This is a genomic window from Ensifer sp. KUDG1 (assembly GCF_050434285.1).
Classification (GTDB): domain Bacteria; phylum Pseudomonadota; class Alphaproteobacteria; order Rhizobiales; family Rhizobiaceae; genus Ensifer.
This window is the reverse complement of the sequence record NZ_JBNDIG010000001.1, coordinates 33,973-53,415: the sequence shown is the minus strand read 5'-3', so window position 1 is coordinate 53,415 and position 19,443 is coordinate 33,973. Positions and strand designations below refer to the sequence as shown.

Below are 19,443 nucleotides of genomic sequence, written 5' to 3'. Positions count from 1 at the left end.
CGTCCCATTTCGCCTTGCCTTGGCGGGCGCTTTCGTCCTAGCTGCGCCCAACGTCGAATCCGGACTGCCGATGCCACAAAAGGTCTTTCTCAGCCGCCTGAAACTGATGGAGTTCCGCAACTATGCGGCGCTGTCGCTGGAACTCGACCAGCGCCACGTGGTGCTGACGGGAGAGAACGGCGCCGGCAAGACCAACCTCATGGAAGCCGTCTCTTTCCTTTCGCCCGGCCGCGGCCTCAGGCGCGCAGCCTATGCGGACGTGACCCGGGTCGGTGCCGGCGACGGGTTCTCGGTCTTTGCGGAAGTCGAAGGCATGGAGGGGACCGTCGAGATCGGCACCGGGACTGCCGGCGTCACGGAAGGGCAATCCCGGCGGCTGCGGCTGAATGGAACGCCTGCGGCGACCGTCGACGAGCTGACCGACCACCTGCGCGTTCTCTGGCTGACGCCATCGATGGACGGGCTCTTCACCGGACCTTCAGCCGACCGGCGACGGTTTCTCGACCGGTTGGTGCTTTCGCTCGATCCGGAACACGGCCGGCGCGCCAGTGAATTCGACCGGGCGATGCGCAGCCGCAACCGGCTGCTCGGCGAGTTCCGTCCGGACCCGGTCTGGCTGACGGCAATAGAGCGCGAAATGGCCGGCCTCGGCGTCTCCATGGCGCTGGCGCGGCAGGAAATGCTGGGCCTGCTGACGGCGCTCGTCGAGCGCACTGTCGACGAGAGCGTCTTTCCGTCGGCCCGCCTGGCGCTATCGGGCTTTCTCGACGACGAGGGCCATCGTCCGGCCTATGATCTGGAAGAACAATATCTGACGATGCTGCGTGATGGGCGTCCGCGCGACGCCGCAGCGGGGCGCACGCTCGACGGGCCGCACCGCAGCGACCTGCTCGTGCGTCACCGCGAGAAGGACATGGAGGCAGCACGCTGCTCGACCGGGGAGCAGAAGGCGCTGCTCGTCGGCCTGGTGCTGGCGCATGCGCGCCTCGTCGGCGACATGACCGGCCACGCGCCAGTGCTGCTCCTTGACGAGATCGCCGCCCATCTCGACGTCAACCGCCGCGCGGCTCTGTTCGATCTGGTCGATGGGCTTGGTGGCCAGGCCTTCATGACCGGGACGGACCAGTCGATGTTTGAGGCGCTCGGCGAACGCGGCCGCTTCCTGACCGTTTCACACGGCAGCGTTACCGGATAAGCAGAGGTCACCGAGGAGGATTTTGCCATGACCGGTGAGAACAAGCTCGACCAATCGGAGATCACCCGCTACGCCCGCCATATCGTGCTGCCGGAAATCGGCGGCGCCGGGCAACAACGGCTGAAGGCAGCCCGCGTGCTGGTGATCGGGGCCGGCGGGCTCGGCGCTCCGGTGCTCGTCTATCTTGCCGCCGCCGGCATCGGCCGGATCGGCATCGTCGACGACGATGCGGTCGCGCTTTCCAACCTGCAGCGGCAGATCATCCACCGTACCGAAGACATCGACCGAGCCAAGGTCGAACGGGCGGCCGAGGCGATCACCTCGCTCAACCCGCATGTCGGCGTCGACCAGCACAGGCTGCGGCTCACCCCCGACAATGCCGAGGCGCTGTTCCGGCAGTATGATCTGGTCATCGACGGCTCGGACAATTTCGATACCCGCTATCTCGCCGCCGATACGGCGGCAGCGGTCGGCATTCCGCTGGTGACCGGCGCCGTCGGCCGCTTCGACGGCTCGCTGACGGTGCTTATGCCCTATAGTGCCGGCCCCGATGGACGACCGAACCCCTCCTACCGCGATCTCTTTCCCGAGCCGCCGCCGGCCGGCGTCGTGCCTTCTTGCGCCGAGGCCGGCATCGTCGGCGCGTTGACGGGCGTCATCGGCACGCTGCAGGCCATGGAGGCGATCAAGGTGATTGCCGGTTTCGGCGAACCGCTGGTCGGGCGGCTGTTGATGTATGACGCGCTGACGGCACAGTTCAACACCATCCGCTACCGCAAGAGGGCATAGCGATGGTGCAGATCTTTCGTATCGACGAAGCATTCGACCGGCACGAGGAACTGTTGGCGCTGATCCTTGGCGCCTTCTCCTACATGGACGGGCGGATCGACCCGCCCTCGTCGGCGCATGCTTTGAACATCGAATCGCTGCGCGACAAGATTGCCGACGAGATCGCCTTCGGCGTCAGCGATGGCGAACGGCTGGTCGGCTGCATCTTCTGCAAACCCGAGGACGATTGCCTATACATCGGCAAGCTTGCCGTCGCGCCTGAGACGCAAGGAAAGGGCATCGGCCGAATGCTGCTCGCTGAAGCCGAAGCGACGGCGCGTGCGCTGAAACTTCCGGCGCTGAGACTGCTGACCCGCGTCGAACTCGCCGACAACCACCGCGCTTTTGCCGCCTGGGGCTTCGTTCAGAGCGACACGATGTGCCATCCCGGATTTACCCGGCCGACGGCGATCGAGATGCGCAAGGCGCTTTAGTTTTCGAACGTCAGCCAAGCAGATCCGCGACCGCACGACAGGATCGTGCGGCGTTTCGCGATCAGTCGCGGCCCGGCAGAACCCGGTCCGGCGGACGGTGGCCGTCGAAGAAGGTGCGGATGTTGATCACCACCTTCTCGCCCATGTCGATGCGGCCTTCGAGCGTGGCCGAACTCATATGCGGCAGGAGCACGACCTTGCCTTCGCCGGCAAGCTTGATCAGCTTCGGATTGACCGCTGGCTCGTTCTCGAAGACGTCGAGACCGGCGCCGGCGATCTTGCCTTCACGCAGGCACTTGATCAGCGCCGTCTCGTCGATGATGCCGCCGCGGGCGGTGTTGACGATGTAGCTGTCCGGCCGCATCAGGGCGAGCCGGCGGGCGGAGAGCAGATGATAGGTCGCCGGCGTCGACGGGCAGTTGACCGAGACGATGTCGACGCGGGCAAGCATCTGGTCGAGGCTGTCCCAATAGGTCGCCTCCAGCATCTCCTCCGTTTCGGCCTTCACCCGGTGACGGTTGTGGTAGTGGATCGAGAGGCCGAAGGCCTTGGCGCGGCGGGCCACGGCCGTGCCGATCCGGCCCATGCCGACGATGCCGATGCGCTTGCCGGCAATGCGGCGGCCGAGCATCCATGTCGGCGACCAGCCGGCCCATTCGCCCTTGCGGTCGGTCAGGATCTGCGCACCTTCGGCAAGCCGGCGCGGCACCGCGAGGATAAGCGCCATCGCCATGTCGGCGGTGTCTTCCGTCAGCACGTTGGGCGTGTTGGTGACGGTGATGCCCTTGCGGGCGGCGGCATCGACATCGATGTTGTCGACGCCGTTGGAAAAGCTCGCGATCAGCTTCAGCTGCGGGCCGGCCTGCTCGATCAACGCCGCGTCGATGCGATCGGTCACCGTCGGCACCAGCACGTCGGCGCGTTTGACCGCGGCCACAAGCTCCGGCTGGCTGCGCGGCGTATCGTCGATGTTCAGCTCCGCATCGAAGAGTTCGCGCATGCGCGTCTCGACGATGTCTGGCAATTTGCGGGTGATGTAGACCGTGGGCTTCTTCTTGCTTGTCATTGCTGCGACGGGCCTTGTTGACGGGTCCTTAACCAAGTTGGGCGATACTTTCTCCCTGTAGCCGCAATTTCTACCAGACCCCACCGGGAAGACAAACAAAACTCGCGTCGTCGTCCCCGCGATTTCCGCCCGACCCATGGGCCTCAAGTGAACTGCGCCTGCAAAAGCTAGTGCCACGGAATATGGGCTTCGTCATGCGTCACGTCATTTCCAGATTCTCGCTCTCGTTGATCGCCGCCTGCCTTGGCGCCGCGATCATGACGTCGGCGGCTTACGCTCAGGCCGCCAAGGGCGCCAGCGGGCTGCCGCTGCCGCGCTTCGTCAGCCTGAAATCCAAGAGCGTCAATCTCAGGATCGGCCCGAGCGTCGATTACGCGGTCGCCTTCCGCTACATGAAGCCGGGCGTGCCGGTCGAGATCATCCAGGAATACGATAACTGGCGCCGCATCCGCGACGCCGACGGCACCGAAGGCTGGGTGAACCAGGCGCTGCTCTCCGGCGACCGCACGGCCGTCGCAGCCCCCTGGATGCGCGGCAAGGGCGAAGGCGTCTTCGTCAACATGCGCCGCGACGCGCAGGGCAATTCCCCGATCGTCGCCCGCATGGAGCCCGGTGTCATCGTGAAAGTGGGCGAGTGCAATGGCGACTGGTGCCATGCCGAAGCGCAAGGCGTCGAAGGCTGGATCGCCCAGGGCGAAATCTGGGGCGCCTATCCGGGCGAGGCCTTCAAGTAAGGCCGCGCCCGTCTTTAACCAAAATCAATTGGGTCGGATCAGGCGAGACCAGCCTGCTTGGCGGCCGTTTCCAGCGACACCATCGGCCGCGGCCCGATCTGGCCGATGACGATGCCGGCGGCGAGATTGCCGAGCTTGCTGCAGTCTTCCAGCGAACGCCCCGTCGTGTAGCCATGTAGGAAGCCCGCGGCATAGAGGTCGCCAGCACCTGTTGTGTCGACCACCTGGGCGATCGGCGTTGCGCCGACACGAACCCGCTCTTCTCCACGCACGACCACCGAACCTTCTTCGCTGAGCGTCACCGCGGCGAGCTTGCAATCCTTCGACAGCTTCTCCAGCGCCAGATCGAAATCCTCGGTCTCGTAGAGCGCCAGCGCTTCCTGCTTGTTGGCAAAGACGATATCGACCGTACCGGAACGCATGAGCTCCAGGAACTCGTCGCGATAGCGGTGAACGCAGAAGCTGTCGGACAGCGTGATCGCGGTCTCGCGGCCATTTGCATGGGCGATCCGCGCGGTCTCGCGAATGGCGTCCTTGGCGCGCGGCGGATCCCAGAGATACCCTTCGAAATAGGTGACCTTGGATTGGGCGACGACCTCGGGCTCCACGTCCTCGGGGCCGAGTTCGACGCAGGCGCCGAGATAGGTGTTCATCGAGCGCTCGCCGTCCTCGGTGACGAAGATCATCGAGCGCGCGGTCGGCGGCACGCTTTCGAGCGGCTTCGTCTGGAAATAGACGCCCTGGGCGCGAATGTCGTGGGCGAAGATCTCGCCGAGCTGGTCGCTCGCGGTCTTGCCGAAATAGGCGGCACGACCGCCGAGGCTGGCAACGCCCGCCGCCGTATTGCCGGCACTGCCGCCGGAGGCTTCGACCGCCGGGCCCATGCGCGAGTACAACAACTCGGCTCTTTCGGCATCGATGAGGTTCATGGCGCCCTTTATGATGCCGTTTTCATTGAGAAAGGCATCGTCGCAGCGCGCGATGATATCAACGATGGCGTTGCCGATCGTCAGCACGTCGTATTTTGTCATGAACCTCGTCCGGTCTCCGTGATGGCCGGTGTTCGTTAATACCGGTTTTCCGGCCATTTGGAAGACAAAAGACGCGTGCGGGCGGCTTCACGCCGTAGGAAGCGCGCTTTCCTCATAGGCGGCGGCGAATTCGGCGCTCGGGGGAATGGGCTTGATGATGTCGATCAGCACGCCATTCGGATCGGCCGTGATGAAATGACGCTGGCCGAAATCCTCGTCGCGCAAGGTCTTGAGGATCGGCAGGCCGGAGGCAAGCGCCTGCGCATAGATGCGATCGGGATCTTCGACCTCGAAGTTCAGGAGAAGACCGCGGGTGGGCGCGCGCGCCTCTTCGGGGATCGTCTCGTGGCGGTAGTCGAGCACGGCAAGCGTCACATGTTCGTCCTCGATCGATTGCAGATGCACATACCAGTCGCTGGTGAAGAGCGCCTGGAAACGGAAGTGATCGATGTAGAAGGCGGCGGTGGCGGCAACGTCAGCCGTCATGATGACCGGGTAATAGCTCGTCGATTTCATGGCTTTTCCTCGCTCCTGCTATATCATACAATCTGTATGTTTCTTTAATTAACATACAGGCTGCATGTATGCAACAGGACATTTCCCGCCGCTCCAACCGCGAGCGATCCGACACGACCCGTGCCGCGATCCTCGATGCTGCCCGCGGCCTCTTTGTCACCAGGGGCTATGCCGACACCTCGACGCCGGACATCGTCGCAGCCGCCGGCCTCACCCGCGGCGCGCTCTATCACCACTTCGAGGACAAGAAGGCGCTGTTTCGCGCGGTGGCAGAGCGGGAAGCACTTGCTGTGGCAACGTCGATCGAGCAGGCAACGTCAGAGGATCTCTCGGCACGCCAGGCACTAAAGGTCGGCGCCAGCGCCTATTTCGGCGCCATGCGCGAGCCGGGGCGTATCCGCCTGCTCCTGCTCGATGGGCCGGCCGTCCTCGGCAAGCGGGAAATGATGGCGATCGACGCGGCCAACGCGCAGAGAACGCTCGAGGAAGGGATCGCCGAGGCAATGGCTCCGTTCACCGTTTCGGCCGACAGGCTGTCGGCCATGGCCTCACTGCTTTCGGCTGCCTTCGATCGTGCGGCGCTCGACATTGCCGATGGCGCGTCGAGCGAGGTTTACGTCGAAACGATCGGCACGCTGATCGACCGGATGGTCTCGGCCTGACGGCTCAACCAGCAGCCGAGATGATCTGTGGCGGCAGTTCGACCAGTGGCGCCGGGATGTCACAGGTCTTTTCCGGCGACTTGCAGAGGTCGGCGATGACGCAGCGCTCGCATTCGGGCTTGCGCGCCTTGCAGCAGTAGCGCCCGTGCAAGATCAGCCAGTGATGAGCGTGGTAGAGATACTCGTCGGGGATGATCTTGATCAGCTTGTCTTCCACCTCGTCCGGGGTCTTGCCCGGCGCCAGACAGATCCTGTTGGCGATGCGCAGGATGTGGGTGTCGACGGCGATCGTCGACTGGCCGAAGGCCATGGAGAGCACGACATTGGCGGTCTTGCGGCCGACGCCGGGCAGCGTCACCAATTCCTCCCGCGTGCGGGGCACTTCGCCGCCAAAATCCCGGATGAGCTTCTCACTCAGCGCGATGACATTTTTTGCCTTGTTGCGGTAGAGACCGATGGTCTTGATGTAGTCCCGAACCTTTTCCTCGCCGAGCGCCAGCATTTTTTCCGGCGTATCGGCGATGGCAAAGAGCGCGCGCGTCGCCTTGTTGACGCCGGCATCGGTCGCCTGTGCCGAGAGCGCCACGGCGACAACAAGCGTGAAGGGATTGACGTGCTCGAGTTCGCCCTTCGGCTCCGGCCGCTGGATCGAGAAGCGCCGGAAAATCTCCTTTAGCTCGTCCTGGCTGTAGAGGCTCTTGACCCGCGGCGTGGCGCGGCGGCCGGCGGCAGGCTTTGGTTTGGCGGCGCGAACAGGCAATTTCGGCTTCACGTTTTTCATGATGCATCTATAGTCAAAGGTCATGATCAATGGCAACGCCACCACCCCATCCGAGGACGCCCCGGTCTTCACCGCCGAGCTCACGCCCTATCGTTCGCTCGGGCGCCGCGGCTTCAAGATGTTCTTCCTGATCGCCGGGCTCCTGAGCCTCGTTCACGGCATCGTCTTCCTCATCATCGGCGCCTGGCCGGTGGTGTTCTTTTTCGGACTCGACTACCTCCTGCTGTTCGGCGCCTTCTGGCTGAACAACCGCTCGGGGCTCAGCCGCGAAGAGGTCAGCGTCAGCAGGACGGACGTTTCTGTGCGCAAGTTCACGCCCTCGGGTCAGATCAGCGAACATAGCTTCAATCCGTTCTGGGCACGCTTGAACGTCGCCCGGCATCAGGAAATCGGCATCGTCTCGATGACGATCAGCGGCGGCGGCCGGCGAACCGATATCGGCTCGTTCCTCAACCGCGACGATCGCGAGACCTTTGCGCTGGCGCTCTCGGGGGCGCTTGCGACCGTGCGCCGCCGCTGACGCCCGGCGCTTGCAATCGCGGCACCCGGCGATCGCATGTTTTCAAGTTTCGGGTGGTTGGCGGGGCCAGCAAATGGTTACCTGTGGCAAGACAGGAGAAGAGCCATGAACGTTGCGACATCCGTACCCACCGACATCACGCCGAAGGGCACCGACTACGATACGGTCAGCCGCGTGATCGAAATGCTCACCGAGGACTATCGCGACCAGCCGTCGCTCGAATCCGTGGCGCAGCGCCTGAAGCAGTCGCCGACCCAACTCCAGAAGGTCTTCACCCGCTGGGCGGGGCTGTCGCCGAAGGCCTTCCTGCAGGCCGTGACCCTCGACCATGCCAAGCGCCTGCTGCGCCAGGAAGACATGCCGCTGCTCGAAACCAGCATCGAAGTGGGCCTCTCAGGACCAAGCCGGCTGCACGACCTGTTCGTCACCCACGAGGCGATGTCGCCAGGCGAGTGGAAGGCGCGCGGCGAGGGCCTTACGATCCGCTACGGCTACCACCCCTCGCCCTTCGGCACGGCGCTGGTGATGATCACCGAGCGCGGCCTCGCCGGCCTTGCCTTCAACGATATGGGCGGCGAGCAGGCGAGCTTCGAGGACATGGCGCAACGCTGGCCGAACGCCCGCTACATCGAGGACAGCGCGGCGACGTCACAATACGCCGCGCGCATCTTCGATCCTTCGCGCTGGCGGCAGGACGAGCCGCTGCGCATCTTCCTCATCGGCTCCGACTTCCAGATCCGGGTCTGGCAGGCGCTGTTGAAGATCCCGCTCGGCTGCGCCACCACCTATTCGAACATCGCCGGGAACATCGGACAGCCGACGGCATCGCGCGCGGTCGGGGCTGCTGTCGGGCGCAACCCGATTTCCTTCGTCGTCCCCTGCCATCGCGCGCTCGGCAAGAGTGGGGACCTCACCGGCTATCACTGGGGCCTGACGCGCAAGCGCGCCATCCTCGGCTGGGAAGCCGGCAAGGCGGCCGACGGCACGATCTGATCGCCAGGCTTGCCGGCATTATCGGAGACGCAAAAAAGGGGCGCCCAGCGCCCCTTTTCATTTCATCAGCGATCAGTGAGCGCCGGACATGTCGCCGAGCACTTCCTTGGAAGCGACGGTCGAATTGGCGTTGAGCTTGTAGACCATCGGCACGCCGGTCGCGAGGTTGAGCTTCAGGATCTCTTCCTTCGACAGGCGATCGAGCACCATGACCAGCGAACGCAGCGAGTTGCCGTGGGCGGCGACCAGCACCTTCTGGCCGGAGAGCACGCGCGGCAGGATCTCGGTCAGGTAATAGGGCCAGACGCGGGCGCCGGTGTCACGCAGGCTCTCGCCGCCCGGAGGCGGGATGTCGTAGGAGCGGCGCCAGATATGCACCTGCTCTTCACCCCACTTTTCGCGGGCGTCATCCTTGTTGAGACCCGAGAGGTCGCCGTAGTCGCGCTCGTTCAGCGCCTGGTCGCGGATCGTCTCGAGCGAGGACTGGCCGACAGCGTCGAGCACGAACTGGCAGGTGCGCTGGGCACGGACGAGATCCGAGGTGAAGGCGATGTCGAACTTGATGCCGTAGTCGGCAAGCGCCTTGCCGCCGGCCTTGGCTTCCTCGACGCCGAGTTCCGTCAGATCCGGATCACGCCAGCCGGTGAACAGGTTCTTCAGGTTCCAGTCGCTCTGGCCGTGCCTGACGAGGACGAGAGTACCGCTCATGTCGAATTCCCCTTGAGACTTGAGAGTGGAAAGGTCAGTTGAGCCCGAGAACGTCGAGCATCGAATAGAAAGCGGGCTTCTGGCTGCGAGCCCAGAGTGCGGCGGTGACGGCACCGCGCGCGAAGATCGAACGATCCGTGGCGCTGTGCGACAGGGTCACCTGCTCGCCCTCACCGGCCAGGATGACCGAGTGTTCGCCGATGACCGAGCCGCCGCGCAGGGTGGCAAAACCGATCGTGCCGGCCGGACGCGGGCCCGTATGACCGTCACGCACGCGCACCGAATGGTCGGCAAGCGCGATATCGCGCCCCTTCGCCGCCGCAGCACCGAGAAGCAGGGCCGTGCCCGAGGGCGCATCGACCTTGTGCTTGTGGTGCATTTCGAGGATTTCGATGTCCCAGTCGGCCGGGCCGAGCGCCCGCGCCGCCTTCTCCGTCAGCACGCCGAGCAGGTTGACCCCGAGGCTCATATTGCCCGACTTGACGATACGGGCGTGGCGCGCGGCGGCGCGGATCTTCGCCTCGTCGTCGGACGAGCAGCCGGTGGTGCCGATCACATGGACGATGCGGGCCTGGGCCGCGAGACCGGCAAACTCGACGGTGCCCGCCGGTGCGGTGAAATCAAGGACGCCTTCGGCTTCGACGAAGGCTTCGAGCGGCTGGTCGGTCACCGGCACGCCGATCGGACCAAGCCCGGAGAGTTCGCCCGCATCGCGGCCGATGAAGGGAGAACCCGTGCGCTCGACGGCCGCATGCAGGCGCACGCCTTCCATCGCGTGAACCGTCCTGATCAGCGTCTGGCCCATACGGCCTGCCGCACCCACCACCACGAGCTTCATATCGTTCGCGCCCATCGGTGAGTTCCTCCTTGTCCGCTAGTGGATTTGGGCGCCGGCCGGCGCTTCGGGCGTTTCGCCATCCGGAGACTGCTCCTCCGAATTCTGGCCCTGGAGATTGTGGAGCCGAGCGTAGAGACCGTCCGGCCGCCGTGCAAGATCGGCATGGGTGCCTTCCTCGACGACGCAACCATCCTTCATGACGATGATCTTGTCGGCATTGACGACGGTCGAGAGGCGATGCGCGATGACGATCACCGTGCGGCCATCCATGGCGTGGTCGAGCGCCTTCTGCACCGCGGCTTCCGATTCGGTGTCGAGCGCCGAGGTGGCCTCGTCGAGCAGCAGGATCGGCGCGTTGCGCACCAGCGCGCGCGCAATCGACAGGCGCTGGCGCTGGCCGCCAGAGAGCGTCATGCCATTTTCGCCAACCGGCGTATCGTAGCCCTGCGGCTGCGCCAGGATGAAGTCATGGGCGTAGGCAAGCCGTGCGGCCTCCTCCACCTCGGCATCCGTCGCGTCGATGCGGCCGTAGCGGATGTTATCGCGGATCGAGCCTTCGAAAAGATAAGGCTGCTGCGACACATAGGCGATGCCCTTGCGCAGCGACAGTTTGGTGACGTCGGCGATATCCTGGCCATCGACCAGGATCTGGCCGGACGCCGGATCGTAGAACCGCGGAATGAGGCTGATGACGGTCGATTTTCCGGCCCCTGACGGACCGACGAGCGCCGTCGTCTTGCCGCCCTCAGCCATAAAGCTCACGCCGCGCAGCACGTCGTCGCCATTCGGATACTTGAAGCGCACGTCGCGCAGCTCGACGGTCGCATTGGTAAACGCCAGTTCCTTGGCATCGGGCTTGTCGCGCTGGTGCGGCACGGTGTCGAGGATCTCGTAGACCATGCGGGCGTTGACGGCGGCGCGCTCGAGCGAGACCTGAAGCCGCGCCAGGCGGCGGGCCGGGTCATAGGCCATCAGCAAAGCGACGACGAAAGCGAAGAAGGCGCCGGGCGGTACGTCGGCATAGATGGCGCGGAACGCCGAATAGGCAAGCACCGCCGAGATCGCGAGACCGGCGAAGGTTTCGGTCATCGGCGCCGTGCGCTCGCTCAACCGGGCAATGCGGTTGGCGCGGTTTTCGGCGCGATCGACGATCGCCTCGACCTTGCCGCGAAGCTCGCTCTCCATCGTAAAGGCCTTGACGATGGTGATGCCCTGAATGGTTTCCTGCATCGCGCCGAGAACGCGGCTGTTGACTTCGATCGCCTCGCGGGTGGCCGAACGCAGGCGTTTGGACACATAGCGCAGGCCCAGAAGCAGCGGAGGTGCGGCGACGAAGACGATGATCGACAGCAGCCAGTCCTTGGCAAACATGACCCCGACCAGGCCGATCAGCGTCAGCAGGTCGCGCGCGATCGAGGTAACGGTCAGATTGAGCACGTCGCGAATGCCGCTGACGTTCTGGCTGATCTGGGCGGCGAGTTGCGCCGACCGGGTCTCGTTGAAATAGCCGACGCTGAGCGCCATCAGATGGGCGTAAAGACGGCGCTGATAGCGCGCGACGATGTTGTTGCCGATCTTCGAAAGCGCGACGGCCTGGCCGTAAGTTGCAAAGCCGCGCAGCACGAAGGCAGCGAGGATCGCGCCGCAGACGAGCAGAACGATGTCCGCCCGTTTGTTGGCGAACGCCTCGTTGATGACGGTTTCCATGATCGAGGCGGTAAAGCCTGTCGTGGCAGCGACCACCGCCAGGCAGCCGATGGCAAAAGCATAGCCGCGAATGTGGTCACGACCGTTTTCCGCAATGACCCGCTTGAGGATCCCGCTGATCGTATCCGAATCGACCGCGTGCTGTTTTTTCTTGCTGGCGCTCAAAAAGCCCGTCTTCCCTGGAACCAATCTGGAGGGCCGGCATCCGGCCCGATCTTTCCCGGGGCTCTATAGTGGTTTGATATCGCTTTGGCGAGTCTTTGCGCACGCCACGGTCTCAGCTTCTCCAGCGGCGTCCCTCCGTTGCCACACCGAAATCCCTCGGCGTGCGGGCAAAGGCTGCCAATCCCGAGAGCGCGGCCATCGGGTGAATGACGGCAAAGGTCGGGATCGTTTTCATCAGCGCCGAATGCGGGGCCTTGTCCTCGAAGGCGGCCCGGAAGGGCGACTTCATCAGCGCCGGCAGGATCTTCTGCGAGATACCGCCCGCCAGGAAAACGCCGCCGCGGGCCATGAAGATCAGCGCCATGTCGCCGGCCACGCGACCGAGATAAGTCGAAAACAGTGAGATGGTCTCGATCGCCGCCCTGTCGCTCTCGGCAAGGGCGTGCGTCGTCACTTCCGCGGGGTCCGTCAGAACCGCATCCACGCCATCGGCGGCGCAGACGGCGCGGTAGAGGTTCATGATGCCGCGGCCACAGAGAATCTGCTCGCCGGCCATGCGGCCTTCGATCGGTTCGAGGAAGGGCCAGATGTGGAAATCACGTTCGGTGCGCGGGCCGATATCGACATGGCCGCCTTCGCCCGGCACCGGAAACCAGGTGTGCTGGGCAAAGACCAGGCCGCCGACGCCGAGGCCCGTTCCCGGTCCGAGCACGACGCGGGAGGTCAGCGGTCGGATGCTGCCGCCGCCGATCTGCACCAGGTCCTCGTCCGCCGGAGCGGCGACGGCAAGCGCCTGCGCCTCGAAGTCGTTGATGATCAGCACGTCTTCGAGGCCGAGGCTCGAAAGCATGTCCTTCGGCCGGATCACCCAGCCGGCGTTGGTCAGGGGAATTTCATCGCCCCGGATAGGACCGGCCACTGCCAGGATCGCCGAGCGCGGCTGCACGGAGGTCTTGTCGAGAATGCTCTTTTGCAGCGCCTCCTCGATCGTCTCGAAATCGCCGGTCTTGATCGGCGGCAGTTGCTTCGGGTCGGCAAAGGCGTCGATGAGCAGGGCGAAGCGCGCGTTGGTGCCGCCGATGTCGCCGATCAGGATCGGAAAAGGAAAGCTGTGTTCATTGGTGCCGGACATCGCGAGATCCATCCTGATCGTCATCTTGGGTTGCTGAACTGTCTATCAGACAGAACGGGATGAGGAAAAGTGCGGGAGGATTTCCGTCGCATCCGCCCGCCGGAGCCCGCATCATCTGGGGTTGAGGTCGATCAACTGCTCGGCCGTTGCACGATTGAGCGCCATCGGAATGTCGTAGACGATGGCGAGGCGCATCAGCGCCTTGACGTCGACATCGTGCGGCATGGCGGTCAGGGGATCGACGAAGAAGATCAGCAGTTGCACTTCACCGGTCGCGATCATCGCGCCGATCTGTTGGTCGCCGCCCAGAGGACCGCTTTTCAGCCGGGTGATATCGAGGCCTGGGCAGACGTCGAGAACACGGCCGCCGGTCGTGCCGGTGGCGACGATCCGCCAGTCAGCCAGTACCGCCTCATGCGCCTTGGCAAAGTCCGCAAGATCGTCCTTTTTCTGATCATGCGCGATCAGCGCAACACATTTCCGATCCGCCATGCCGGGCCTCTTATCAATATTTAAATCGATTTGATTGCCCTATACATGAGCGCCACGGGAATGGGAAGGCTGATGCCTCCCCGCCCCGCTCGGGTCGCTGGCCTACTGCAGCGTCGGACGCGCCATCGGCACGGGGATATCGGCCGGCGGGACATCGCCGGACGCACCGATCACCTGCTCGATACTATCGCTCGCTGCGGCCGGCGCGGCAGCCCGGTAGGCCGTGCCAAAAGTGGCGGCCGCTTCCGAGGCGGGCGCCGGGCCGTTGAGCACGAGAGCGCAGGCCTTCGGCAGGTCGGCAAGTGTCGTCACCTTCGGCTTGACCGGCTTCGCGTCCGGCTTCTTCGTCGGTTTTGCCCACGGCTCGTCGGTGAACCACCAGGCCAGCGACTTGTCGCAGCCGTCGCCGGCCGGAACCTCCGCCTGGTCCTTGCAGGTCGAAGCACCCGCGGGGCACTTGATGCGGATGTGGAAGTGATAGTCGTGGCCGTAAATCGGCCGAACCTTGCCGAGATTCGTGCGGTCGCCCGTCCAGGTATCGCAAAGCTTCTTCTTGATCGCCGGATTGACGAAGACGCGCTCGACCTGCGGATAGCTCGCCGCCAGCATGATCAGCTGCGCGTGCTTCGGCGTCCAGATCGAACGGTCGACCGTCAGGAACTTGTTCTTCTGCAGCATCGAGGTGGCGGAGATATCCTCGCGTTCGCGATAGCTGAGCGTACGTTGCGGCATTGGGGTGAGCCAGATATCGGCATCGAGCCCGATCTGATGCGAGGCGTGGCCCGACAGCATCGGCCCGCCGCGCGGCTGCGAGATATCGCCGAGCAGCAGACCCGGCCAGCCGACCTTGTTGGCGGCATCATGGGAAAACTGCTCGATCAGCGCGATCATCTGCGGGTGGCCCCAGCGGCGGTTGCGCGACAGCCGCATTGCCTGCCAGGTCGGCCCGTCGGTCGGGATGGCGACACCGCCGGCAAGGCATCCCTTGGCATAGAAGCCGTAGGAATTTGCCGCCATCTCGGCAGGCAGAGCCTTGGCGCCGAAGAGCGTCTTTGCCGGCACGTCGTCGGCCGCGGCGTTGTCGGCGATCAGGAGGCTGGTTCCAAGCAGCAGCGCAAGAAACGCCGAGCCGCAACGTCGAAATGGAGCAATCATTGAATTTCGTCCCGTTTGTCTCGCAGACAGCAGCGCCGATCTACGCATGCCGTGTCCGGCGCCCCCCATCCTAAGGCCCCGTCTTTGCCTCAGCCTTACGCGTTACACGCGTGTGAATCACCGGGATGTGACTCAAAAATTTGGCCTGATTTGCGGCGGTGCCTGTCATTTGCCCTGATTTCGCCTATGCTCTCGCAAAAGAAGATTGAAATATAAAGGGGTAAGGGCTGGATGCCATACGTCTGCAGGACCATGAAATCAGGCTTCGCTGCCTCGCTACTGACAGCGGCGTTTCTTCTCTTCCCTGCTGCAGGCAATGCCCAAGAACAGCCCGTCTGGCGTCACGGAACATCGTCAATCGGCGAACTCAAATACAAACAGGGCTTTGCCCGTTTCGACTACGTCAATCCGGACGCTCCCAAGGGTGGAGAGCTGCATCTGTCGGAAAACGGGACTTTCGATACGTTCAATCCGATCCTTTCCAAGGGTGAGACGGCAAGCGGCGTGGCCTCTCTGGTCTTCGACACGCTGATGAAATCGGCCGAGGACGAGATCACCACCACCTACGGCCTGCTCGCCGAGGCGGTTTCCTATCCTGACGATATTTCCTCGGCGACCTTCCGCCTTCGCCCGGAGGCCAAATGGGCCGACGGCAAGCCGGTAACACCCGAGGACGTCGTTTTCTCGTTTGAAAAGGTCAAGGAGCACAATCCGCTGCTCTCCAACTATTACCGCCATGTTGTTTCGGCGGAAAAGACGGGGGAGCGCGACGTCACCTTCCGCTTCGACGAGAAGAACAACCACGAGCTGCCGAACATTCTCGGGCAGTTCCCGATCCTGCCGAAGCACTGGTGGGAAGGCGTCGACGACAAGGGCAACAAGCGCGACATCAGCCGCACCACTTTGGAACCGGTCATGGGTTCCGGCCCCTACAGGATCGCCTCGTTCCAGGCCGGCGGCTCGATCCGGTTCGAGCGCCGCGACGACTATTGGGGCAAGGACCTCAACGTCAATGTCGGCCAATACAATTTCGGCGTGATCAGCTACGCCTTCTTTAGCGACAGAAACGTGGAATTCGAAGCCTTTCGTGCCGGCAACGTCGATTTCTACCGAGATCCCAGCGCCAGCCACTGGGCAACGGCCTACGACTTTCCGGCGATGAAGGACGGCCGCGTTGTTCGCGAGGAGATCGAAAACCCCTTGCGCGCAGCCGGCATCATGCAAGCCTTCGTGCCGAACATGCGGCGGGAGAAATTTCAGGATCAGCGGGTGCGTGAGGCGCTGAACTATGCGTTCGATTTCGAGGACCTGAACAAAAACCTCGCCTACAACGCCTTTCAGCGTGTCGACAGCTATTTCTGGAACACGGAGCTTGCTTCCTCCAAGCTTCCCGAAGGTCGCGAAAAGGCCATTCTGGAGGAGCTGAAAGACAAGGTCCCGCCGGAGGTCTTCACCACCCCCTATACGAACCCTGTCAACGGCGAGCCGCAGAAGGTGCGCGACAACCTGCGCAAGGCACTCGCGCTGTTCAAGGAGGCGGGTTACGAGCTCAAGGGCACGCGCCTGGTGAACACGAAGACCGGCGAGCCCTTCACCTTCGAACTGCTCCTGTCCAATCCGTCCTTCGAGCGCACCGTCACGCCCTTCATCAACAGCGTCAAGAAGATCGGCATCGATGCCCGCATCCGCACGGTGGATGATTCACAGTACACCAACCGCGTCAGAAGCTTCGACTATGACATGATCTACGGCATCTGGGCGCAAACACTGGTACCCGGCAACGAGCAGATCGACTACTGGGGTTCAGCTTCGGTCAATCAACAGGGATCGAGAAACTATGCCGGCATATCCGATCCGGCAATCGACGAGCTCATCCGCCGAATCATCTTTGCACCGAACCGCGAGGAGCTGGTGGCAACGACACGGGCACTCGATCGGGTCCTTCTCGCCCACCACTACGTCGTGCCGCTGTTCTATTCGAAGAACGTTCGTGTCGCCTACTGGAAACAGCTCGTCCGCCCGCAGGAGCTTCCCTACTACGGCATCGGCTTCCCGGATGCGTGGTGGTCGAAAAACGCCTCCCCCAAATGAAGTCCTTGCGCTCGGATGGCGTCTCGATTCCAAATGCAAAAAAACGAATCACTGAAACAAGCCCCGATCCGGGGCCCGCAAGGAGACACAGGGATTGAGACACCATAGACGGCATGCCGACGCTTCGCCGGTCCGGGCCACCGCCCACACGTCGATCGAAAGGCCCGCCTGATGGGTGCCTATATCCTGCGCCGCCTGCTTCTGATGATCCCGACGATCTTCGGGATCATGGCGATTTCCTTCATCGTGGTGCAGTTCGCGCCGGGCGGCCCGGTCGAGCAGGTGATCTCGGACCTGACCAATGCCGGCGGTTCCGATCGCCTGTCGGGCAGCAGCGGCGACCTGATGCAGGCCGGCGGCGACGAGGGCGGGCGCTATCGCGGCGCTCAAGGCCTCGATCCGGAATTCATCGCCAAGCTCGAAAAGCAGTTCGGCTTCGACAAGCCGCCGCTCGAGCGCTTCGCCACCATGATGTGGAACTACATGCGCTTCGATTTCGGCGAGAGCTTCTTCCGCAACACCTCGGTGATCGACCTGATCAAGGAGAAGATGCCGGTCTCGATCTCGCTCGGGCTATGGATCCTGCTGTTCTCCTACGCAATCTCCATCCCGCTCGGCATCAAGAAGGCGGTGTCCGACGGTTCCGCATTTGACGTCTGGACCTCCGGCATCATCGTCGTCGGCTACGCCGTGCCGAGCTTCCTCTTCGGCATCCTGCTGATCGTCGTCTTTGCCGGCGGCTCGTTCTTCGACTGGTTCCCGCTGCGCGGCATCGTCTCCGACAATTTCTGGCAACTGCCCTGGTGGCAGAAGATCCTCGACTACATCTGGCACATGACGCTGCCGCTGATCACGCTGCTGCTGTCGGCCTTTGCAACGACGACGCTGCTCACCAAGAATTCCTTCATCGACGAGATCAAGAAGCAGTATGTGACGACCGCACGGGCCAAGGGCCTCACCGACGGTCAGGTGCTCTATGGCCACGTGTTCCGCAACGCCATGCTGATCATCATCGCCGGCTTCCCCGGCGCCTTCATCTCGGCCTTCTTCACCGGTTCGCTTTTGATCGAATACATCTTCTCGCTCGATGGCCTCGGTCGGCTCGGCTATGATTCGGTCGTCAAGCGCGACTATCCGATCGTCTTTGCTACCCTCTTCATCTTCTCGCTGATGGGCCTGCTCGTCAGCCTGCTGTCGGACCTCATCTATACCTGGGTCGATCCACGCATCGACTTCGAGCGGAGGGATGTCTGATGGCAAGCGTCACGACCTCCCCGGCCGCTGTGGCGCCGCGTGGCTGGCTGTCACCGGTCAACCAGCGCCGCTGGCAGAACTTCAAGGCGAACCGGCGCGGCTACTGGTCGCTCTGGCTGTTCCTGGCGCTGTTCGGGCTCAGCCTGGTCGGCGAACTCATCGCCAATGACAAGCCGATCATCGCCTCCTACAAGGGCGAACTCTTGTTCCCCGTCGTCATCGATTATCCGGAGGAAAAGTTCGGCGGCTTCCTGGCGGAGACCGATTATCGCTCCGATTTCATCCGCGACGAGATCGAGGCCAACGGCTGGATGATCTGGCCGCCGGTGCGCTATTCCTACCAGACGGTTAATTCCAACATCCCGCATTCGGCGCCGACCAAGCCCTTCTGGCTGATGGACAAGGAAGAGCGCTGCTCCGCCTATCCGGACAAGACCAGCGACCGGAACTGCATCGTCGGAAACCTCAACTGGCTCGGCACCGACGACCAGGCTCGCGACGTCTTTGCGCGCATGATCTACGGCTTCCGTCTTTCGGTGCTCTTCGGCCTGACGCTCACCATCGCCTCGGCGGTGATCGGTGTCACCGCCGGCGCCATCCAGGGCTATTTCGGCGGCTGGACCGATCTCCTGATGCAGCGTTTCATCGAGATCTGGTCGTCGATGCCGGTGCTCTACATTCTGCTGATCATCGCCGCGATCCTGCCGCCGGGCTTCTTCATCCTGCTCGGAATCATGCTGCTCTTCTCCTGGGTCGGTTTCGTCGGCGTCGTGCGCGCCGAGTTCCTACGGGCGCGCAACTTCGAATACGTCAACGCGGCACGCGCGCTCGGCGTCGGCAACGGCACGATCATGTATCGTCACCTCCTGCCGAACGCGATGGTGGCGACGCTGACCTTCCTGCCTTTCATTCTCTCCGGCTCGATCACGACGCTGACCTCGCTCGACTTCCTCGGCTTCGGCATGCCGCCCGGATCGCCCTCGCTCGGCGAGATGATCGCCCAGGGCAAGTCCAACCTGCAGGCGCCCTGGCTGGGGCTGACGGCCTTCTGCGTCATGTCGCTGATGCTGTCGCTGCTGATCTTCGTCGGCGAAGCCACGCGCGATGCCTTCGATCCGAGAAAGACGTTCCGGTGAGCGCG

20 protein-coding genes are annotated in these 19,443 nt (G+C 63.5%); 10 read left to right on the top strand and 10 right to left on the bottom strand.

Features of this window, described 5'->3' with window-relative positions; all coding sequences use genetic code 11:
• Positions 1–70 precede the first annotated feature (70 nt).
• Genes recF through M2267_RS00270 form a run of 3 tightly spaced genes read left to right on the top strand, consistent with a single transcriptional unit; the run spans position 71 to position 2,457 of the window.
• A complete protein-coding gene (gene recF, locus M2267_RS00280; RefSeq protein ID WP_429111832.1) occupies positions 71–1,195 on the top strand; it encodes a DNA replication/repair protein RecF in 1,125 nt (374 codons plus the stop codon).
• 27 nt (positions 1,196–1,222) lie between these two features.
• Entirely contained in the window at positions 1,223–1,984 is a 762-nt protein-coding gene (locus tag M2267_RS00275) for a molybdopterin-synthase adenylyltransferase MoeB (RefSeq protein WP_429111830.1), read from the top strand.
• Between the two features lie 5 nt (positions 1,985–1,989).
• Positions 1,990–2,457 carry a GNAT family N-acetyltransferase gene (locus tag M2267_RS00270; protein WP_043622841.1) on the top strand — a complete coding sequence of 156 codons (468 nt, stop codon included), beginning with the start codon at positions 1,990–1,992 and terminating at the stop codon, positions 2,455–2,457.
• Between the two features lie 61 nt (positions 2,458–2,518).
• On the opposite strand, the gene M2267_RS00265 is transcribed toward M2267_RS00270, so the two are convergent.
• A complete protein-coding gene (locus M2267_RS00265; protein ID WP_043622710.1) occupies positions 2,519–3,523 on the bottom strand; it encodes a 2-hydroxyacid dehydrogenase in 1,005 nt (334 codons plus the stop codon).
• Between the two features lie 182 nt (positions 3,524–3,705).
• On the opposite strand from M2267_RS00265, the gene M2267_RS00260 reads away from it, so the two are divergent.
• Entirely contained in the window at positions 3,706–4,257 is a 552-nt protein-coding gene (locus M2267_RS00260; protein ID WP_034804952.1) for an SH3 domain-containing protein, read from the top strand.
• 38 nt (positions 4,258–4,295) lie between these two features.
• On the opposite strand, the gene M2267_RS00255 is transcribed toward M2267_RS00260, so the two are convergent.
• Both M2267_RS00255 and M2267_RS00250 read right to left on the bottom strand, forming a co-directional pair.
• Positions 4,296–5,288: an adenosine kinase gene (locus tag M2267_RS00255; protein WP_429111828.1), complete on the bottom strand. Its 993-nt coding sequence runs from the start codon at positions 5,286–5,288 to the stop codon at positions 4,296–4,298.
• An 87-nt stretch (positions 5,289–5,375) separates the two neighbouring features.
• Entirely contained in the window at positions 5,376–5,804 is a 429-nt protein-coding gene (locus tag M2267_RS00250; RefSeq protein WP_429111826.1) for a VOC family protein, read from the bottom strand.
• Between the two features lie 68 nt (positions 5,805–5,872).
• Here M2267_RS00250 and M2267_RS00245 point away from each other — a divergent pair, with 68 nt between their 5' ends.
• Entirely contained in the window at positions 5,873–6,466 is a 594-nt protein-coding gene (locus M2267_RS00245) for a TetR/AcrR family transcriptional regulator (RefSeq protein ID WP_429111824.1), read from the top strand.
• Positions 6,467–6,470: 4 nt separating this feature from the next.
• On the opposite strand, the gene nth is transcribed toward M2267_RS00245, so the two are convergent.
• Entirely contained in the window at positions 6,471–7,247 is a 777-nt protein-coding gene (gene nth / locus M2267_RS00240) for an endonuclease III (protein ID WP_429111822.1), read from the bottom strand.
• Positions 7,248–7,269: 22 nt separating this feature from the next.
• On the opposite strand from nth, the gene M2267_RS00235 reads away from it, so the two are divergent.
• Entirely contained in the window at positions 7,270–7,767 is a 498-nt protein-coding gene (locus tag M2267_RS00235) for a DUF2244 domain-containing protein (RefSeq protein ID WP_429111820.1), read from the top strand.
• Positions 7,768–7,872: 105 nt separating this feature from the next.
• Positions 7,873–8,760: a methylated-DNA--[protein]-cysteine S-methyltransferase gene (locus M2267_RS00230; RefSeq protein ID WP_429111819.1), complete on the top strand. Its 888-nt coding sequence runs from the start codon at positions 7,873–7,875 to the stop codon at positions 8,758–8,760.
• A 72-nt stretch (positions 8,761–8,832) separates the two neighbouring features.
• Here M2267_RS00230 and M2267_RS00225 read toward each other — a convergent pair whose 3' ends face one another.
• The 6 genes from M2267_RS00225 to mepA all read right to left on the bottom strand — a co-directional run bounded on the left by M2267_RS00225 (position 8,833) and on the right by mepA (position 14,957).
• Positions 8,833–9,468 carry a 2,3-bisphosphoglycerate-dependent phosphoglycerate mutase gene (locus M2267_RS00225; protein WP_043622730.1) on the bottom strand — a complete coding sequence of 212 codons (636 nt, stop codon included), beginning with the start codon at positions 9,466–9,468 and terminating at the stop codon, positions 8,833–8,835.
• A gap of 34 nt (positions 9,469–9,502) precedes the next feature.
• A complete protein-coding gene (gene dapB / locus M2267_RS00220; RefSeq protein ID WP_429111817.1) occupies positions 9,503–10,321 on the bottom strand; it encodes a 4-hydroxy-tetrahydrodipicolinate reductase in 819 nt (272 codons plus the stop codon).
• Between the two features lie 21 nt (positions 10,322–10,342).
• Positions 10,343–12,178: an ABC transporter ATP-binding protein gene (locus tag M2267_RS00215; protein WP_052202010.1), complete on the bottom strand. Its 1,836-nt coding sequence runs from the start codon at positions 12,176–12,178 to the stop codon at positions 10,343–10,345.
• 112 nt (positions 12,179–12,290) lie between these two features.
• Complete coding sequence (locus M2267_RS00210; protein WP_043622850.1) at positions 12,291–13,310, bottom strand: glucokinase; 1,020 nt, start codon at positions 13,308–13,310, stop codon at positions 12,291–12,293.
• A 111-nt stretch (positions 13,311–13,421) separates the two neighbouring features.
• On the bottom strand, positions 13,422–13,802 hold the full coding sequence (locus M2267_RS00205; RefSeq protein ID WP_043622736.1) for a methylglyoxal synthase: 381 nt from the start codon (positions 13,800–13,802) through the stop codon (positions 13,422–13,424).
• Positions 13,803–13,904: 102 nt separating this feature from the next.
• Complete coding sequence (mepA, locus tag M2267_RS00200; RefSeq protein WP_192448245.1) at positions 13,905–14,957, bottom strand: penicillin-insensitive murein endopeptidase; 1,053 nt, start codon at positions 14,955–14,957, stop codon at positions 13,905–13,907.
• Positions 14,958–15,188: 231 nt separating this feature from the next.
• Here mepA and M2267_RS00195 point away from each other — a divergent pair, with 231 nt between their 5' ends.
• The 3 genes from M2267_RS00195 (at position 15,189) to M2267_RS00185 (ending at position 19,438) form a co-directional block, all read left to right on the top strand.
• Positions 15,189–17,048 carry an extracellular solute-binding protein gene (locus tag M2267_RS00195; RefSeq protein ID WP_429111814.1) on the top strand — a complete coding sequence of 620 codons (1,860 nt, stop codon included), beginning with the start codon at positions 15,189–15,191 and terminating at the stop codon, positions 17,046–17,048.
• Between the two features lie 171 nt (positions 17,049–17,219).
• The gene (locus tag M2267_RS00190; protein ID WP_043622746.1) at positions 17,220–18,302 is read left to right on the top strand and encodes a microcin C ABC transporter permease YejB; all 1,083 of its coding nucleotides are present in this window, start codon (positions 17,220–17,222) and stop codon (positions 18,300–18,302) included.
• Complete coding sequence (locus M2267_RS00185) at positions 18,302–19,438, top strand: ABC transporter permease (RefSeq protein ID WP_043622749.1); 1,137 nt, start codon at positions 18,302–18,304, stop codon at positions 19,436–19,438. Before M2267_RS00190 ends, M2267_RS00185 begins: the two co-directional genes overlap by 1 nt.
• The last annotated feature ends 5 nt before the right edge of the window (positions 19,439–19,443 follow it).

What these genes read in the sequence shown, in the direction of transcription:
- recF (WP_429111832.1), top strand. Translation starts at nt 71, where the DNA reads ATGCCACAAAAGGTCTTTCTCAGCCGCCTGAAACTGATGGAGTTCCGC.
- M2267_RS00275 (WP_429111830.1), top strand. Translation starts at nt 1,223, where the DNA reads ATGACCGGTGAGAACAAGCTCGACCAATCGGAGATCACCCGCTACGCC.
- M2267_RS00265 (WP_043622710.1), bottom strand. Translation starts at nt 3,523, where the DNA reads ATGACAAGCAAGAAGAAGCCCACGGTCTACATCACCCGCAAATTGCCA.
- M2267_RS00260 (WP_034804952.1), top strand. Translation starts at nt 3,706, where the DNA reads ATGGGCTTCGTCATGCGTCACGTCATTTCCAGATTCTCGCTCTCGTTG.
- M2267_RS00255 (WP_429111828.1), bottom strand. Translation starts at nt 5,288, where the DNA reads ATGACAAAATACGACGTGCTGACGATCGGCAACGCCATCGTTGATATC.
- M2267_RS00250 (WP_429111826.1), bottom strand. Translation starts at nt 5,804, where the DNA reads ATGAAATCGACGAGCTATTACCCGGTCATCATGACGGCTGACGTTGCC.
- M2267_RS00245 (WP_429111824.1), top strand. Translation starts at nt 5,873, where the DNA reads ATGCAACAGGACATTTCCCGCCGCTCCAACCGCGAGCGATCCGACACG.
- nth (WP_429111822.1), bottom strand. Translation starts at nt 7,247, where the DNA reads ATGAAAAACGTGAAGCCGAAATTGCCTGTTCGCGCCGCCAAACCAAAG.
- M2267_RS00235 (WP_429111820.1), top strand. Translation starts at nt 7,270, where the DNA reads ATGATCAATGGCAACGCCACCACCCCATCCGAGGACGCCCCGGTCTTC.
- M2267_RS00230 (WP_429111819.1), top strand. Translation starts at nt 7,873, where the DNA reads ATGAACGTTGCGACATCCGTACCCACCGACATCACGCCGAAGGGCACC.
- M2267_RS00225 (WP_043622730.1), bottom strand. Translation starts at nt 9,468, where the DNA reads ATGAGCGGTACTCTCGTCCTCGTCAGGCACGGCCAGAGCGACTGGAAC.
- dapB (WP_429111817.1), bottom strand. Translation starts at nt 10,321, where the DNA reads ATGGGCGCGAACGATATGAAGCTCGTGGTGGTGGGTGCGGCAGGCCGT.
- M2267_RS00210 (WP_043622850.1), bottom strand. Translation starts at nt 13,310, where the DNA reads ATGTCCGGCACCAATGAACACAGCTTTCCTTTTCCGATCCTGATCGGC.
- M2267_RS00205 (WP_043622736.1), bottom strand. Translation starts at nt 13,802, where the DNA reads ATGGCGGATCGGAAATGTGTTGCGCTGATCGCGCATGATCAGAAAAAG.
- mepA (WP_192448245.1), bottom strand. Translation starts at nt 14,957, where the DNA reads ATGATTGCTCCATTTCGACGTTGCGGCTCGGCGTTTCTTGCGCTGCTG.
- M2267_RS00195 (WP_429111814.1), top strand. Translation starts at nt 15,189, where the DNA reads ATGCCATACGTCTGCAGGACCATGAAATCAGGCTTCGCTGCCTCGCTA.
- M2267_RS00190 (WP_043622746.1), top strand. Translation starts at nt 17,220, where the DNA reads ATGGGTGCCTATATCCTGCGCCGCCTGCTTCTGATGATCCCGACGATC.
- M2267_RS00185 (WP_043622749.1), top strand. Translation starts at nt 18,302, where the DNA reads ATGGCAAGCGTCACGACCTCCCCGGCCGCTGTGGCGCCGCGTGGCTGG.